The 14,720-nt window shown below is 63.8% G+C and carries 17 protein-coding genes; 12 read left to right on the top strand and 5 right to left on the bottom strand.

From position 1 onward, the window contains the following. Positions 1-31 precede the first annotated feature (31 nt). The 8 genes from rsxA to ACN0X6_RS01360 all read left to right on the top strand — a co-directional run bounded on the left by rsxA (position 32) and on the right by ACN0X6_RS01360 (position 7,349). Complete coding sequence (gene rsxA / locus ACN0X6_RS01395; protein WP_021488430.1) at positions 32-616, top strand: electron transport complex subunit RsxA; 585 nt, start codon at positions 32-34, stop codon at positions 614-616. Beyond that, complete coding sequence (rsxB, locus tag ACN0X6_RS01390) at positions 613-1,188, top strand: electron transport complex subunit RsxB (RefSeq protein WP_417701462.1); 576 nt, start codon at positions 613-615, stop codon at positions 1,186-1,188. The genes rsxA and rsxB overlap by 4 nt, the downstream gene beginning before the upstream one ends. Beyond that, a complete protein-coding gene (gene rsxC / locus ACN0X6_RS01385; protein ID WP_417701460.1) occupies positions 1,185-3,674 on the top strand; it encodes an electron transport complex subunit RsxC in 2,490 nt (829 codons plus the stop codon). Before rsxB ends, rsxC begins: the two co-directional genes overlap by 4 nt. A gap of 274 nt (positions 3,675-3,948) precedes the next feature. Continuing rightward, entirely contained in the window at positions 3,949-4,980 is a 1,032-nt protein-coding gene (locus ACN0X6_RS01380; protein WP_417701458.1) for an RnfABCDGE type electron transport complex subunit D, read from the top strand. 2 nt (positions 4,981-4,982) lie between these two features. Next, on the top strand, positions 4,983-5,618 hold the full coding sequence (rsxG, locus tag ACN0X6_RS01375; protein ID WP_417701456.1) for an electron transport complex subunit RsxG: 636 nt from the start codon (positions 4,983-4,985) through the stop codon (positions 5,616-5,618). Further along, on the top strand, positions 5,615-6,322 hold the full coding sequence (locus ACN0X6_RS01370; RefSeq protein ID WP_417701454.1) for an electron transport complex subunit E: 708 nt from the start codon (positions 5,615-5,617) through the stop codon (positions 6,320-6,322). The genes rsxG and ACN0X6_RS01370 overlap by 4 nt, the downstream gene beginning before the upstream one ends. 97 nt (positions 6,323-6,419) lie before the next feature. Continuing rightward, the gene (nth, locus tag ACN0X6_RS01365; protein WP_160020560.1) at positions 6,420-7,058 is read left to right on the top strand and encodes an endonuclease III; all 639 of its coding nucleotides are present in this window, start codon (positions 6,420-6,422) and stop codon (positions 7,056-7,058) included. A gap of 111 nt (positions 7,059-7,169) precedes the next feature. Continuing rightward, positions 7,170-7,349: a PA3496 family putative envelope integrity protein gene (locus ACN0X6_RS01360; RefSeq protein WP_017677837.1), complete on the top strand. Its 180-nt coding sequence runs from the start codon at positions 7,170-7,172 to the stop codon at positions 7,347-7,349. Positions 7,350-7,405: 56 nt separating this feature from the next. On the opposite strand, the gene gloA is transcribed toward ACN0X6_RS01360, so the two are convergent. The 3 genes from gloA to ACN0X6_RS01345 form a co-directional block, all read right to left on the bottom strand. Next, positions 7,406-7,798, bottom strand: coding sequence for a lactoylglutathione lyase (gene gloA / locus ACN0X6_RS01355; protein WP_417701452.1), 393 nt, complete (start codon positions 7,796-7,798; stop codon positions 7,406-7,408). Positions 7,799-7,866: 68 nt separating this feature from the next. Then, on the bottom strand, positions 7,867-9,084 hold the full coding sequence (locus tag ACN0X6_RS01350; RefSeq protein ID WP_160020563.1) for an argininosuccinate synthase: 1,218 nt from the start codon (positions 9,082-9,084) through the stop codon (positions 7,867-7,869). Positions 9,085-9,201: 117 nt separating this feature from the next. Beyond that, a complete protein-coding gene (locus tag ACN0X6_RS01345) occupies positions 9,202-10,149 on the bottom strand; it encodes a flagellar protein MotY (protein WP_417701451.1) in 948 nt (315 codons plus the stop codon). A gap of 152 nt (positions 10,150-10,301) precedes the next feature. Here ACN0X6_RS01345 and pyrC point away from each other — a divergent pair, with 152 nt between their 5' ends. The 3 genes from pyrC (at position 10,302) to ACN0X6_RS01330 (ending at position 12,419) form a co-directional block, all read left to right on the top strand. Then, positions 10,302-11,348, top strand: a complete 1,047-nt coding sequence (gene pyrC, locus ACN0X6_RS01340; protein WP_417701449.1) for a dihydroorotase — start codon at positions 10,302-10,304, stop codon at positions 11,346-11,348. Beyond that, positions 11,345-12,019, top strand: coding sequence for a ribonuclease T (gene rnt / locus ACN0X6_RS01335; protein ID WP_099522109.1), 675 nt, complete (start codon positions 11,345-11,347; stop codon positions 12,017-12,019). The genes pyrC and rnt overlap by 4 nt, the downstream gene beginning before the upstream one ends. A gap of 181 nt (positions 12,020-12,200) precedes the next feature. Further along, positions 12,201-12,419, top strand: a complete 219-nt coding sequence (locus ACN0X6_RS01330) for a bacterioferritin-associated ferredoxin (RefSeq protein WP_004423711.1) — start codon at positions 12,201-12,203, stop codon at positions 12,417-12,419. Between the two features lie 70 nt (positions 12,420-12,489). Here ACN0X6_RS01330 and ACN0X6_RS01325 read toward each other — a convergent pair whose 3' ends face one another. Both ACN0X6_RS01325 and ACN0X6_RS01320 read right to left on the bottom strand, forming a co-directional pair. Next, on the bottom strand, positions 12,490-12,861 hold the full coding sequence (locus ACN0X6_RS01325) for a DUF5064 family protein (RefSeq protein WP_417701447.1): 372 nt from the start codon (positions 12,859-12,861) through the stop codon (positions 12,490-12,492). A 94-nt stretch (positions 12,862-12,955) separates the two neighbouring features. After that, complete coding sequence (locus tag ACN0X6_RS01320; protein ID WP_417701446.1) at positions 12,956-13,273, bottom strand: DUF2288 domain-containing protein; 318 nt, start codon at positions 13,271-13,273, stop codon at positions 12,956-12,958. A gap of 296 nt (positions 13,274-13,569) precedes the next feature. Here ACN0X6_RS01320 and ACN0X6_RS01315 point away from each other — a divergent pair, with 296 nt between their 5' ends. Then, positions 13,570-14,688 carry a branched-chain amino acid ABC transporter substrate-binding protein gene (locus ACN0X6_RS01315; protein ID WP_417701444.1) on the top strand — a complete coding sequence of 373 codons (1,119 nt, stop codon included), beginning with the start codon at positions 13,570-13,572 and terminating at the stop codon, positions 14,686-14,688. Positions 14,689-14,720: the final 32 nt, after the last annotated feature.

The raw sequence follows: 14,720 nt of genomic DNA, 5'->3' as shown, positions 1-14,720 counted from the left end.
CTATGGCCTTTGCGCACTCGACGGCAACCCGATGACCGAACTCGTCCTGATCATGGTCAGCGCCATCCTGGTCAATAATTTCGTGCTGGTGCAGTTCCTCGGCCTGTGCCCGTTCATGGGCGTGTCGAAGAAGATCGAAACCGCCATCGGCCTGTCCCTGGCCACCACCTTCGTGCTGACCCTGGCCGCCATGTGCAGCTACCTGGTGCAGCAGTACGTACTCAAGCCGCTGGATCTGGAATTCCTGCGCACCATCAGCTTCATTCTGGTGATCGCGGTCACCGTGCAGTTCACCGAGATGGTGGTGAACAAGACCAGTCCGCTGCTCTATCGCGTGCTGGGCATCTTCCTGCCGCTGATCACCACCAACTGCATCGTCCTCGGCGTCGCCCTGCTCAACGCCAACAAGGCCGAGTTCACGTTCATCACCGCCACCGCCAACGGCTTCGCTGCGGGTCTGGGTTTCTCCCTGGTGCTGGTGCTGTTCGCCGCCATGCGTGAGCGCATCGCCATCGCCGACGTGCCGAAATCCTTCCAGGGCGCGGCCATCGGCATGATCACCGCCGGCCTGATGTCGCTGGCGTTCATGGGCTTTGCCGGGTTGATCAAGCTATGAGCCTGGTCCTCATCGCCGTACTCGCGCTGCTCGGCCTGTGCCTGATCGCCGGCGCCATCCTCGGTTTCGCTGCGGTGCGTTTCAAGGTCGAAGGCGACCCCATCGCCGAGCAGATCAACGCCCTGTTGCCGCAGACCCAGTGCGGCCAGTGCGGCTACCCCGGCTGCAAGCCATACGCCGAGGCGATCGCCGGCGGCGACAAGATCAACAAGTGCCCACCCGGCGGCGAGGCGACCATCCAGGCGCTGGCCGACCTGCTGGATGTCGAGGTAGAGCCGCTGGATGCGGTGGAAGGCGAGAAGCCGCAGATGGTCGCCTACATCCGCGAGGCCGAGTGCATCGGCTGCACCAAGTGCATCCAGGCCTGCCCGGTGGACGCCATCGTCGGCGCGGCGCGGCAGATGCACACGGTGATCGTCAGCGAGTGCACCGGCTGCGACCTGTGCGTCGAACCCTGCCCGGTGGACTGCATCGACATGATCGAGGTCGGCAGCACCGTGCAGAACTGGAAATGGGACAAGCCGCTGGCACCCGGCCAACTGATCGCCAGTGACCGGGAGCAGGCGGCATGAGCGCCATGTCAAAGGACGACATGGGCGCAGCGCGGGCAAGCCACGCTGACGCCATGAAGATCTGGGACATTCCCGGCGGCATCCACCCGGCCGAGCGCAAGGAACTGTCCAATCGTACGCCCATCGTCTCGCCGCCATTGCCCAAGCGCCTGGTGTTGCCGCTCGGCCAGCATATCGGTGCAGTCGCCGAGCCCTGCGTGGTCGTCGGCCAGCGTGTGCGCAAGGGCGAGAAGATCGCCGAGGCCAATGGCTTCGTCAGCGCGCCGCTGCATGCCCCGACCTCCGGTACCGTCAGCTTTATCGGCCCGCAGCCCTACCCACATGCTTCCGGCATGCTGGCGCCGGCCATCGTCATCGACAGCGACGGCCTGGACGAATGGATCGAACTGACGCCGCACACCGACTACCGGCATATGGAGTCGGCCGAGCTGCTGGCGCTGATCCGCGAGGCCGGCATCAGCGGCCTGGGCGGCGCCGGTTTCCCCACGGCGGTGAAACTCACTGCGCGCCCTACGCAGAAGATTCACACACTGATCATCAACGGCACCGAGTGTGAGCCCTACATCACCGCCGATGACCTGCTGATGCGCGAGCGCGCCGCTGAACTGGTTTCCGGCATCGATATCCTGGTGCAGCTGATCCAGCCCGATCAGGTGCTGATCGGCATCGAGGACAACAAGCCCGAGGCCATCGCCGCCGTGCGCGGTGCCTGCAGCGAGCGCAGCTACCAGGTGCGGGTATTCCCCACCAAGTATCCGTCCGGCGGCGAGAAGCAGCTGATCCAGATTCTCACCGGTGTCGAGGTGCCCTCGGGCGGGTTGCCGGCCGATATCGGCATCCTCTGCCAGAACGTCGGCACCTGCACGGCCATTCACGACGCAGTGGTGCTTGGCCGACCACTGATCTCACGCATCACCACCCTGACCGGCGAGGCGCTGGCACGCCCTGGGAACGTCGAGGCGCTGCTTGGCACGCCGGTGGGCGAACTGCTGGCCTTTGCCGGACTGGATCAGGCCAAGCTCAGCCGCCTGATCATGGGCGGGCCGATGATGGGCTTTACCTTGCCCAGCCTCGACGTACCGCTGATCAAAACCAGCAACTGCCTGCTGGCCAGTACCGCCGCCGAGCTGCCGCCACCGCCGCCGGCCATGCCCTGCATCCGCTGCGGCGAGTGCGCAGAAGCCTGCCCGGCCAGCCTGCTGCCGCAACAACTGCATTTCTTCGCTCTCGGCCAGGAGCACGAGCAGCTCAAGGCGCACAACCTGTTCGACTGTATCGAGTGCGGCGCCTGCGCCTACGTCTGCCCATCGAGCATCCCGCTGGTGCAGTACTACCGCGCAGCCAAGGCGGAAATCCGCGAACTGGAACAGAAGCAGCTCAAGGCCGAGCATTCCAAACAGCGTTTCGAGCAGCGCCAGGAGCGCCTGCGCCGCGCCGAGGAACAGAAGGAAGCCGAGCGCAAGGCACGCGCCGAGAAAGCCGCCCGCGCCAAGGCCGCGCAAGCCGATGCGCCAGCCGTAGCGGCAGCCGCGCCAGCCGACGAAGCGCTGAAGAAGCTCAAGATCGAAGCCAGCATGGCCCAGGTCGCGCTGAAGAAGGCGGAAAAACAGCTGGCCGCCCATGACACGCCGGAGCTGCAAGCCCAGGTCAATGAACTGCGCGCCGCCGCCGGGGCTGCACAGAAGGCCCTGGCCGATGCCCAGGCTGCTGCACCTGCTCTCGCACCCAAGCCAGCCGGCGATGAAGCCTTGAAGAAGGCCAAGATCGAAGCGGCCATGCTCAAGGCCCAGTTGCGCAAGCTGGAGAAGCTCGAAACACCTGACGACGAGCAGCAGGCCGAAATCGCCCGCCTGCGCCAGCAGCTTGAAGCCGCCGAGAAGTCCCTGGCCGATCTGCAGAACCAGGCGCCTGCGCCGACTGCCAAACCTGCGGGCGACGAAGCCCTGAAGAAGGCCAAGATCGAAGCCGCCATGCTCAAGGCCCAGCTGCGCAAGCTGGAGAAGCTCGAAACCCCGGACGACGAGCAGCAGACCGAAATCGCCCGCCTGCGCCAACAGCTTGAAGCCGCCGAGAAGTCCCTGGCCGATCTGCAGAACCAGGCGCCTGCGCCGACTGCCAAACCTGCGGGCGAGGAAGCCCTGAAAAAGGCCAAGATCGAGCTGGCAATGAAACGTGCCGAGCTGAAAAAGGCCGAGAAGGCCGGCAACGACGAGGCCAGGCTGCAACCATTGCGCGACGCCCTGGCCGCTGCCGAGCAGGCCCTGCATGTTGCCGAGGCGGCATCGGGCAAGCCGGCGCCGGAACTGGTGCGCAGCGAACGCCCCGGCGTGGATGCCGAGCTCAAGGCGTTGAAGACTGAAGCGGCCTTCGCCCGCGCCGACCTGCGCAAGCTGGAGCGTGATGACAACGCCACAGCCGATGCGTTGGAGCAGGCCCGCACACGCCTGGCCGAGGCCGAACGCAAGCTGGCGGAATACCAGCCGTAGCGATCGCCCCGGATTACCCTCCAAGGCAGGCAGCACAACGATTAAAGCCCCTCTCCCACTTGTGGGAGAGGGGTTGGGGAGAGGGCCAGTACACCGCACCCTCTCCCCGGCCCTCTCCCGTAAACGGGAGAGGGGGAACGAAAACGCCGGCACGCCGGTACAGTGCCCCGGATTACAGCCGGGCGACACAGACAACCGTATCCCGGATGCAATCCGGGCAATGAACACCAACTGCGATCACCAAGAACGCAGTAACGGAACCACCGGAGCGCCGATGGCCCTGCCCCGCATCACATCGCCCCACGCCACGGGCAGCAACCGTACCCAGCAGGTCATGCTGCAGGTGCTGCTGGCAACCGTGCCGGGCATCCTCGCGCTGACCTGGTTGTTCGGCGCCGGCACGCTGTTCAATCTGGTATGGGCCTGCCTCTGCGCGCTGGGCTTCGAAGCCGCGCTGCTGGCCGCGCGCCAGCGCCCGCTGGCGTTCTTCCTCAAGGACTGCAGCGCCCTGGTCACCGCCGTGCTGCTGGCTTTGGCACTGCCGCCCTATTCACCCTGGTGGCTGACCCTGATCGCCTGCGGCTTCGCCATCGGTTTCGGCAAGCAGCTCTACGGCGGCCTCGGGCAGAACCCGTTCAACCCGGCCATGGTCGGCTACGTGGTGGTACTGATTTCCTTCCCGGTGGAGATGACCAGCTGGCCGGCCCCGCACGGCGTCGCCGCGCTGGACGGTCTCCAGCACATACTCGGCATGGCCAATCTGCCCGATGGCTGGGCGCAGGCCACCGCGCTGGACGCACTCAAGGTCAACAAAAGCCTGACCATCGACGAGCTACATGCCAGCAATGCAGCCTTCGGCCACTTCGGCGGAGCCGGCAGCGAGGCGGTCAACCTGGCGTTTCTCGCCGGCGGCCTGTACCTGCTGCACAAGCGCCTGATCACCTGGCACGCGCCGCTGGGCATGCTCGCCGCGCTGTTCGTCATGAGCCTGCTGTTCTGGAATGGCAGCGGCTCGGACTCCAACGGCTCACCGCTGTTCCACCTGCTGACCGGCGCCACCATGCTCGGTGCCTTCTTCATCGTCACCGACCCGGTTTCCGGTGCCACCAGCAACCTGGGGCGCCTGGTGTTCGGCATCGGCGTCGGCGTGCTGGTCTACGTGATCCGTACCTGGGGCGGCTACCCGGACGCGGTGGCCTTCGCCGTGCTGCTGATGAACCTGGCGGCGCCGACCATCGACTACTACACCCGGCCGCGCAGCTACGGCCACCGCAAGCCCAACAGCGGCTTCAAGCTGGGAGAATGAACATGCTGCCGGAAATCAGCCGCTCGATGCTGAAGAACGCTCTGGTACTCGGCCTGTTCGCCATCGGCACCGTCGGCAGCGTTGCCCTGCTGCAACAGGGCACTGCCGAGCGTATCGCCGCAGCCGAACGCGAGGCCCAGGTGCGCGCGCTGGCCGAAATACTGCCGGTCGGCAGCTACGACAACCATCTGCTGGACAACCGCATCGAACTCAACGCTCCTGAGTTGGGCCACCGCAGCCCGCAGTCAGCCTACCTGGCGCTCAGGGGCGGCCAACCCAGCGCGCTGATCCTGCCGGTGACCGCACCCGACGGCTACAGCGGGGCCATCCACCTGCTGGTGGGCATCTTCGCCGATGGCCGCCTGGCTGGCGTGCGTGTGCTCAGCCACAAGGAAACACCGGGCCTGGGCGACAAGATCGAACTGGCCAAGAGCGACTGGGTGCGCAGCTTCGAGGGCAAGTCCCTGAGTGACCCCGGCGAAGACCGCTGGGCGGTGAAGAAGGATCGCGGCGACTTCGACCAGTTCGCCGGCGCCACCATCACCCCGCGCGCGGTGGTCAAGGCCGTGCACGGCGCCCTGCGCTACTTCGACAAGCACCGCGCCCAGCTGCTGAGCCTGGCGGAGGACGAGCAATGACCAGTTACCGCGAAATCAGCCTCAACGGCCTGTGGAAGAACAACCCGGCGCTGGTGCAGTTGCTCGGCCTGTGTCCGCTGCTCGGGGTAAGCAACTCCACGGTCAACGCCCTTGGCCTGGCGCTGGCCAGCGCCGTGGTGCTGGTGTGCTCGAACACCGCCGTATCGCTGGTGCGCGGCGTGGTCAACAGCGCCGTGCGCCTGCCGGCCTTCGTCATGATCATCGCCGCACTGACCACCTGCATAGAACTGCTGATGCAGGCCTTCACCTACGAGCTGTACCAGATCCTCGGCATCTTCATCCCGTTGATCACCACCAACTGCGTGATCCTCGGTCGCGCCGACGGCTTCGCCGCCAAACACGATCCGGCCCGCGCCGCCTATGACGGCCTGATGATGGGCCTGGGCTTCGGCCTGGTGCTGGTGCTGATCGGCGCCATGCGTGAACTGCTCGGCACCGGCGCGCTATTCGCCAACATGCACCTCTTATTCGGCCCGATTGCCGCCGACTGGACGCTCACCCTGGTGCAGGACTACAAAGGCTTCCTGCTGGCCATCCTGCCACCGGGCGCCTTCATCGTCCTGGGCCTGTTGATCGCCGGCAAGAACCGCATCGATCAGATCGCCGCCGAACGCGCCAGGGCACTCGCCCCCGAAGCGCCGGCGCAAAGCCGCCGCGTGCGGGTCACCGGCGTGATCGAATGACGCCACCAGCGAGCGACCAACCCTGGCCCGGATGCAATCCGGGAATGCCAAATACCCACCCCGGATTGCATCCGGGCCACGCCTGAAGTCCGACACCATGAATGCTGCCAAACGCCTGGAAATCTTCCGCCGCCTGCACGAGGACAACCCCGAGCCGAAGACCGAACTGGCCTACAGCTCGCCCTTCGAACTGCTGGTGGCGGTGACGCTGTCGGCCCAGGCCACCGATGTCAGCGTCAACAAGGCCACGGCCAAGCTGTTTCCGGTCGCCAATACGCCGGAGGCGATCTACGCCCTGGGCGTCGAGGGCTTGAGCGAATACATCAAGACCATCGGCCTCTATAACAGCAAGGCGAAGAACGTCATCGAGGCCTGCCGCCTGCTCATCGAGAAACACGGCAGCCAGGTACCGGACAACCGCGAAGACCTCGAAGCCCTGCCCGGCGTCGGCCGCAAGACTGCCAACGTGGTGCTCAACACCGCCTTTCGCCAGTTGGCCATGGCCGTGGACACGCACATTTTTCGCGTCAGCAACCGCACCGGCATCGCCCCGGGCAAGAACGTGGTCGAGGTGGAGAAGAAGCTGCTCAAGTTCGTGCCCAAGGATTACCTGCTCGACGCCCACCACTGGCTGATCCTGCACGGGCGCTACGTCTGCACTGCGCGTAAACCACGTTGTGGCGCCTGCCGCATCGAAGATCTGTGCGAGTACAAGGCCAAGACTTCCGACGATTGATCGACCATAGAATCTGGCGATCTCCTGATTGAAAAAATCTTTTTTACCCGCTCGTTTTTTGCCGCTATAAGGTGCGCAAACGGCCCCAGTCACTGGCCTGGAGTGGAATAGATGAGCACTGACAAAGAAGATCTCGAGCTGGACGAAGACTTTGTCGCGGAAGAATCGGACGATGCCGAGCCTGCGGTGGAAGTCGCCAAGACCAACCTGACCAAGCGCCGCATCATCGACAACTTCCTCGAAGAGCGTCGCCTGCACAAACAGCTGGCCGAGTATGATTTCGATATCTGATTATCGAGTTGCACAGAAGAAGCCCCGCTGATTGCGGGGCTTTGCGTATCGGCCGATCAGTCGCGGCGCGACGGCGAGAGCAGCTCGACCTTGTAGCCGTCCGGGTCCTCGACGAAGGCCAGGACGCTGCTGCCATGCTTCATCGGGCCTGGCTCGCGAGTGATCTTGCCGCCGCGACTGCGGATGTCCTCGCAGGCCTTGTAGACATCCTCGACTTCCAGGGCGATATGGCCGTAGCCGGTGCCCGGCTCGTAGCTGTCCACGCCCCAGTTGTGGGTCAGCTCGATCACGCTGTTGTGCGCCTCGTCGCCATAACCGACGAAGGCCAGGGTGAACTGTCCGTCGGGATAGTCCTTGCGCCGCAGCAGGGTCATGCCCAGCACTTCGGTATAAAAGGCGATGGACTTGTCTAGGTCGCCGACGCGCAGCATGGTGTGCAGCAGTCTCATGGGTTCACTCCTCCAGAAAGCAGAACCCCGGCACATGGCCGGGGTCCTTGTAGCGCAGCTGCCTCAGCTTAGACCAGCTTGCGGCCCTTGCCTGCGGCAATGCGCATGCGCAGGGCGTTGAGCTTGATGAAGCCCGCCGCGTCCTGCTGGTTGTAGGCGCCGCCATCTTCCTCGAAGGTCGCGATGTTGGCGTCGAACAGCGAATCGTCGGACTTGCGGCCGGTGACGATGACGTTGCCCTTGTACAGCTTCAGGCGGACCACGCCGTTCACGTTGGCCTGGGAGGCGTCGATCATCTGTTGCAGCATCAGACGCTCCGGGCTCCACCAGAAACCGTTGTAGATCAGGCTGGCGTATTTCGGCATCAACTCGTCTTTCAGGTGCGCCACTTCGCGGTCGAGGGTGATCGACTCGATGGCGCGGTGAGCCTTGAGCATGATGGTGCCGCCGGGCGTCTCATAGCAGCCACGGGACTTCATGCCGACGAAACGGTTCTCGACGATGTCCAGACGGCCGATGCCGTTCTCGCCACCGATGCGGTTCAGCTCGGCCAGTACGGTAGCCGGGCTCATGGCCTTGCCGTCGATGGCGACGATGTCGCCGGCGCGGTAGGTCAGCTCGATATAGGTCGGTGCGTCCGGTGCTGCCTCGGGGGAGACAGTCCACTTCCACATGTCTTCTTCGTGCTCGGTCCAGGTGTCTTCCAGCACGCCGCCTTCATAGGAGATGTGCAGCAGGTTGGCATCCATGGAGTACGGCGACTTCTTCTTGCCGTGGCGCTCGATCGGGATGGCGTGCTTCTCGGCGTAATCCATCAGCTTCTCGCGCGACAGCAGGTCCCACTCGCGCCACGGGGCGATGACTTTCACACCCGGCTTCAGCGCGTAGGCGCCCAGCTCGAAACGCACCTGGTCGTTGCCCTTGCCGGTAGCACCGTGGGAGATGGCGTCGGCGCCGGTCTCGTTGGCGATTTCGATCAGGCGCTTGGCGATCAGCGGACGGGCGATGGAAGTACCCAGCAGGTACTCACCTTCGTAGACGGTGTTGGCGCGGAACATCGGGTAGACGAAATCGCGGACGAACTCTTCGCGCAGATCGTCGATGTAGATTTCCTTGACGCCCATCGCCTGAGCCTTGGCGCGGGCCGGCTCGACCTCTTCGCCCTGGCCGAGATCGGCGGTGAAGGTCACCACTTCACAGTTATAGGTATCTTGCAGCCACTTGAGGATCACCGAGGTGTCCAGGCCACCGGAATAGGCCAGAACTACCTTTTTGACGTCCGCCATGCCATCACTCCACGGGTTGTACGGTAAAACCGGTGATTCTACTGACCCTGCGGGCCAATTTACAGGGGCGCGACAGCTTGTGACGACGAAGCGACGGCAAGAATGGGCGTTTTTGCCTCAGGAGGGCGTACTTCCGGCCGGATCGACCGGGGTGCTCGGTGGAGCGGTCTGCGGTTCGCTCTGTACCGGGACTTCCGGCGCGGGCACGCGATCCAGGCGCAGCGTCGCACGACGGTTCTTGGCGCGATTGGCTTCGCTGTTGTTTGGCGCCAGCGGGTAACGCTCGCCATGAAAGCGCATGGTGATCTGCTCGACCGGTATGCCGCCGGCCACCAGATATTCCTGCACGGCCAGCGCACGACGGCGTGACAGGTCGCGATTGGTCAGGCGATTGCCGCTGTTGTCGGCATGACCATCGATCTGGAAGCTGTTGATGCTCGGATCGGCCTTGACGAAGTCGAGGATGATGTCGAGCTTGGCCCTGGCCATCGGGTCGAGATCGATGCCACCGCCCGGAAAACCGATCTGCGCCTGGCGAATCTGATCGAAATTGACCGGCAGCAACTTGGCGATACAGGCCTGGTAATCGCCATAGGCCTTGTGAAACTTCACCGGCAGCAAACGCACTTCCAGATTATCGCCATCGTTGGGGGTGCGATGACGTACCAGCGGGCTGCGCCCTTCGAGCAAACCGGTGAGCAGGCGCGAACCCTGTTCCTGCGAACTGTTGAACGGCACCTCGCCATTACCGACACTGACCACACCCAGGTTGATATCGCCGCGCCCCGGCTGCCAGGGTGCAGCCGCCGCCAGCAAGGTCGCCGAACCGGCGCCCATCCAGCGTTCGCGGGCCTTGAGGCGGAAGGTGACTTGTTCACCCGCGCGGCGTACGAACTCGCCACTGCCGAAATTGCTGATCGGCTGGCTCAGGCGGCACTCGAACTGATCGCCCTCGACCGCCCACTCCACCTTTTCCAGTCGCGTCTGGAAGCTGATGGCGTGTGCCGGCAGGCACAACGGCATACCAGCCAGCAGGCTGATCAGAAGGAAATTGGGCACACGCACGGTCGACTCCACGGCGGTTCACGGCATTCTCACGGGGTATCGGTCAGGCGCGCGGAAACTTGACACCGGCGTGCGATTGTCGCGTCGGCGCGAGCGCGAACAGGCGCTTTTCAGTTACCATGCGGCCACGTTTTACCCGCCTGGAAGCCTCCATGTCCGACCGCCTGACTCTCCTGCGTCCCGATGACTGGCACATTCACCTGCGCGACGGCGCAGTGCTGCCACACACCGTCGGCGATGCCGCGCGCACTTTCGGCCGCGCCATCATCATGCCCAACCTGGTACCGCCGGTACGCAACGCCGCCGAGGCCGACGCCTATCGTCAGCGCATCCTCGCGGCGCGCCCGGCGGGCAGTCGCTTCGAGCCGCTGATGGTGCTCTATCTCACCGACAACACCAGCCCCGAAGACGTGCGAGCGGCCAAGGCCAGCGGTTTCGTGCATGCGGCCAAGCTCTACCCGGCCGGCGCCACCACCAACTCCGACTCGGGCGTGACCAGCATCGACAAGATCTTCCCGGCACTCGAAGCCATGGCCGAAGTCGGCATGCTGCTGCTGGTACACGGCGAAGTGACCCGCGCCGAGATCGACGTATTCGACCGCGAGAAGACCTTCATCGACGAGCACCTGAGCCGTGTGGTCGACCGCTTCCCGACGCTCAAGGTGGTGTTCGAGCACATCACCACCCGTGACGCGGTGCAGTTCGTCGAGGCCGCCTCGGTCAACGTCGGCGCCACCATCACCGCGCACCACCTGCTGTACAACCGCAACCACATGCTGGTCGGCGGCATTCGCCCGCACTTCTATTGCCTGCCGATCCTCAAGCGCAACGTGCATCAGGAAGCCCTGCTCGATGCCGCCACCAGCGGCAACGTCAAGTTCTTCCTCGGCACCGACTCGGCGCCGCACGTCAAGCACGCCAAGGAAGCCGCCTGCGGCTGCGCCGGCTGCTACACCGCCTATGCGGCCATCGAGCTGTATGCCGAAGCCTTCGAGCAGCGCGGCGCGCTGGACAAGCTGGAAGCCTTCGCCAGCTTCCACGGCCCGGACTTCTACGGCATGCCACGCAACAGCGACAGCATCACCCTGGTGCGCGAGGAGTGGACCGTGCCGGCCACCCTGCCGCTGGGCGACAACAGCGTGGTGCCGCTGCGCGCCGGCGAAACCCTGCGCTGGAAATTGCTGGAGGCCCAGGCGTGAGCGAAGACAACTACGACGACGAACTCGAACCCAGCCTGCCGTCCGGCCCGCGCACGCCCATGGCCGCACGCTTTCGCGGTTATCTGCCGGTGGTGGTGGATGTGGAAACCGGCGGCTTCAACTGCGCCACCGATGCCCTGCTGGAAATCGCCGCGACCACCATTGCCATGGACGAGAGCGGCTTCCTCTATCCGGATCACACCCACTTCTTCCGCATCGAACCCTTCGAAGGGGCCAACATCGAACAGGCCGCGCTGGAATTCACCGGCATCAAGCTCGACCACCCGCTGCGCATGGCAGTGAGCGAGGAGCACGCGCTGGGCGAAATCTTCAAGGGCCTGCGCAAGTCGATCAAATCGGCTGGCTGCAAGCGTGCGATATTGGTCGGCCATAACAGCAGCTTCGACCTCGGTTTCCTCAATGCGGCGGTGGCGCGCTGCGGCATCAAACGCAATCCCTTCCACCCTTTCTCCAGCTTCGACACCGCGACCCTCGCCGGCCTCGCCTATGGCCAGACCGTGCTGGCCAAGGCCTGCCAGACCGCCGGTATCGAGTTCGATGGCAAGGAAGCGCACTCGGCGCGCTACGACACCGAGAAGACCGCCGAGCTGTTCTGCGGCATCGTCAACCGCTGGAAGGAAATGGGCGGCTGGGACGAATTCGATCAGTGAGCCTCTGCGCATTCACCCTTCAATGAAAAAACCGGCCAAGGCCGGTTTTTTCATATCTGCGCAACGGGCTCACACACCGTTCGTCAGGAGATGCGAGCATTCGCAATCGATCTTTGACAAGCATTCTCATTAACATTAGTATCCGATCCATCGAACAGAACCACCAAGACGAGCCTTGCTTATGTACGTCTGCCTCTGTGAAGGTGTCACCGATACGCAAATCCGCGATGCGGTCTACGAAGGCTGCTGCAGCTACCGTGAAGTGCGCGGCACGCTCGGCATCGCCAGCCAGTGTGGCAAGTGCGCTTGCCTGGCCAAACAGGTCGTTCGCGAAACCATCGCCGAAGTGCAGAGCAGCCAAGCCTCGCTGGCCTATCCTGCAGGTTTCGTCGCTGCCTGAGGCACGACACGAGAATGAAAAAACCGGATCTCGGCATCCGGTTTTTTTTCGTCCTCGATCAGCCATAGGCTCACGCCAGGCCGTCGCGCTCCAGGTGATCGAGGTCTACCGCTTCACCCGGCTTGGCATGCAACCTGGCGCGAATGTCTTCGAAGAGCGCATCGTACTCGGCATGGGCACGCATGATCGGGCTTTGGTTGGGCGGCAAGCCATGCTTGGCTACCAGGCGGGAGATCACGCTGGCGAAGTTGAACGCGGTATCGCGATGCATTTCGAAGACTTCCTCGAATGCCCTGCCCTCGATCTCGCCAACCAGGCGCCCATGCAGCATGGGCCCTTCTTGCGAATCCTTGCGCACCTCGTAGTAGAAATCGATGCTGTAACCGGGTTGCCCGCCCAGGCCAGGCGGATTGCTGCGATGCAGGTGACCAGGTTCGAACATGGGTTCACTCCTTTGCCGTCGCGCTGTGAGAGACTCCCTGACGGGAGCGTGCGAAGAGTCTAGCTCGCTGCTCATCGCCCTGCAGTGCGCCATTTCAGTGCAGAGTCGAATCTCCTGCCCTTTCCTGTACCAACACCCAGGGGGCGACCACGACCGCCCACAACTGCGGGTCACGCGCGAGCAGATCTTCGGCACGTGAATCTTCGAGCTTGCACAGCAGGCCTCGGTTCATCCAGTGCGCAACTCTGCCCTGATCGTTCTCGGCCACGGCCTGCGCGACCGCCACCAGATCCTCGCCACCCTCGACCCAGAGCAGCGCACCGCGAGCGAAGAACGGCTGCAGTTCCTGCCAACGAATCGGCGCGGTCTCACCGAGCAGCTTGGCATAGAGGGTGCTAGATTGATCCGTCATGGTGTGTCCCGTGTCGATGGCTGTGAATGCAGGCGCGCAATGATAGCGTCGGCAACTGCCCTGGCAACCGCGTGACGCTCGCCAGCCGACCCAGGCCACGCCGTTTTTCTATACATTCCTTGCAATTTAGCGACAACCCCACGTCTCGCCTCCAGCTGCCGGCTTTTCAAGGCGCAAATCCGCGCTCTACACTGTTCCGGTACAGTTGCCGGAGGCATTACCGGGGTAACAGACCCGGTTCTGCAGCTTCGGCCGCAAGAACTACAACAACGAAAAAACATAAGAGTGGAGCACTCATGAACAAGGCTAAGCAGATTTCCAAGCTGTTCGCGGCAATGGCACTGGCGGGGGCAGCCAGCTATTCGATGGCAGCCGACAACATCAAGATCGCCCTGGCCGGTCCGGTGACCGGTGCCGTTGCTCAGTACGGCGAGATGCAATTCATCGGCGCCAAGATGGCCATCGAGCAGATCAACAAGGCCGGCGGCGTCAATGGTGCCCAGCTCGAAGGCGTGGTGTACGACGACGCGTGCGATCCGAAGCAGGCCGTTGCCGTTGCCAACAAGATCGTCAACGACGGCGTCAAGTTCGTGGTTGGCCACCTGTGCTCCAGCTCCACTCAGCCGGCTTCGGACATCTACGAAGACGAAGGCATCCTGATGATCACCGCGGCTTCCACCAGCCCGGACATCACCGCTCGTGGCTACGAGCTGGTCTTCCGCACCATCGGTCTGGACAGCCTGCAGGGCCCGACCGCCGGCAACTTCATCGCCGACCACGTCAAGCCGAAGAACGTCGCCGTCATTCACGACAAGCAGCAGTACGGTGAAGGTATCGCCACCGCGGTCAAGCAGACCCTGGAAGGCAAAGGCGTGAAGGTTTCCCTGTTCGAAGGCATCAACGCCGGCGACAAGGACTTCTCGGCACTGATCGCCAAGCTCAACCAGGCTGGCGTCGACTTCGTCTACTACGGCGGCTACCACCCGGAGCTGGGCCTGCTGCTGCGCCAGACCAAAGAGCGCGGCCTGAACGTCAAGTTCATGGGCCCGGAAGGCGTGGGTAACAAGGAAATCTCGGCCATCGCCGGCCCGGCTTCCGAAGGCCTGCTGGTCACCCTGCCGAAATCCTTCGACCAGGATCCGAAGAACCAGGCGCTGGTCGAGGCCTTCAAGGCCAAGAACGAAGACCCGAGCGGTCCGTTCGTGTTCCCGGCCTACGCGGCCGTTCAGGTCATCGCCGAAGGCATCGAGAAAGCCGGCGACACCGATACCGCCAAGGTAGCGGCTGCCCTGCGCGCCAACAGCTTCAACACCCCCACCGGTTCCCTGGGCTTCGACGAGAAGGGCGACCTGAAGGACTTCAGCTTCGTGGTGTACGAATGGCACCAGGACGGCACCAAGTCCGAAGCCAAGTAAGCTTCCTGTCTGAGCCAAAGCCCACTGCGCGA

The organism is Pseudomonas sp., from assembly GCF_048269965.1.
In the GTDB taxonomy this organism is placed as follows: domain Bacteria; phylum Pseudomonadota; class Gammaproteobacteria; order Pseudomonadales; family Pseudomonadaceae; genus Aquipseudomonas.
Note: the sequence above shows the minus strand (reverse complement) of the source record. Positions and strands in the feature narration are given on the sequence as shown.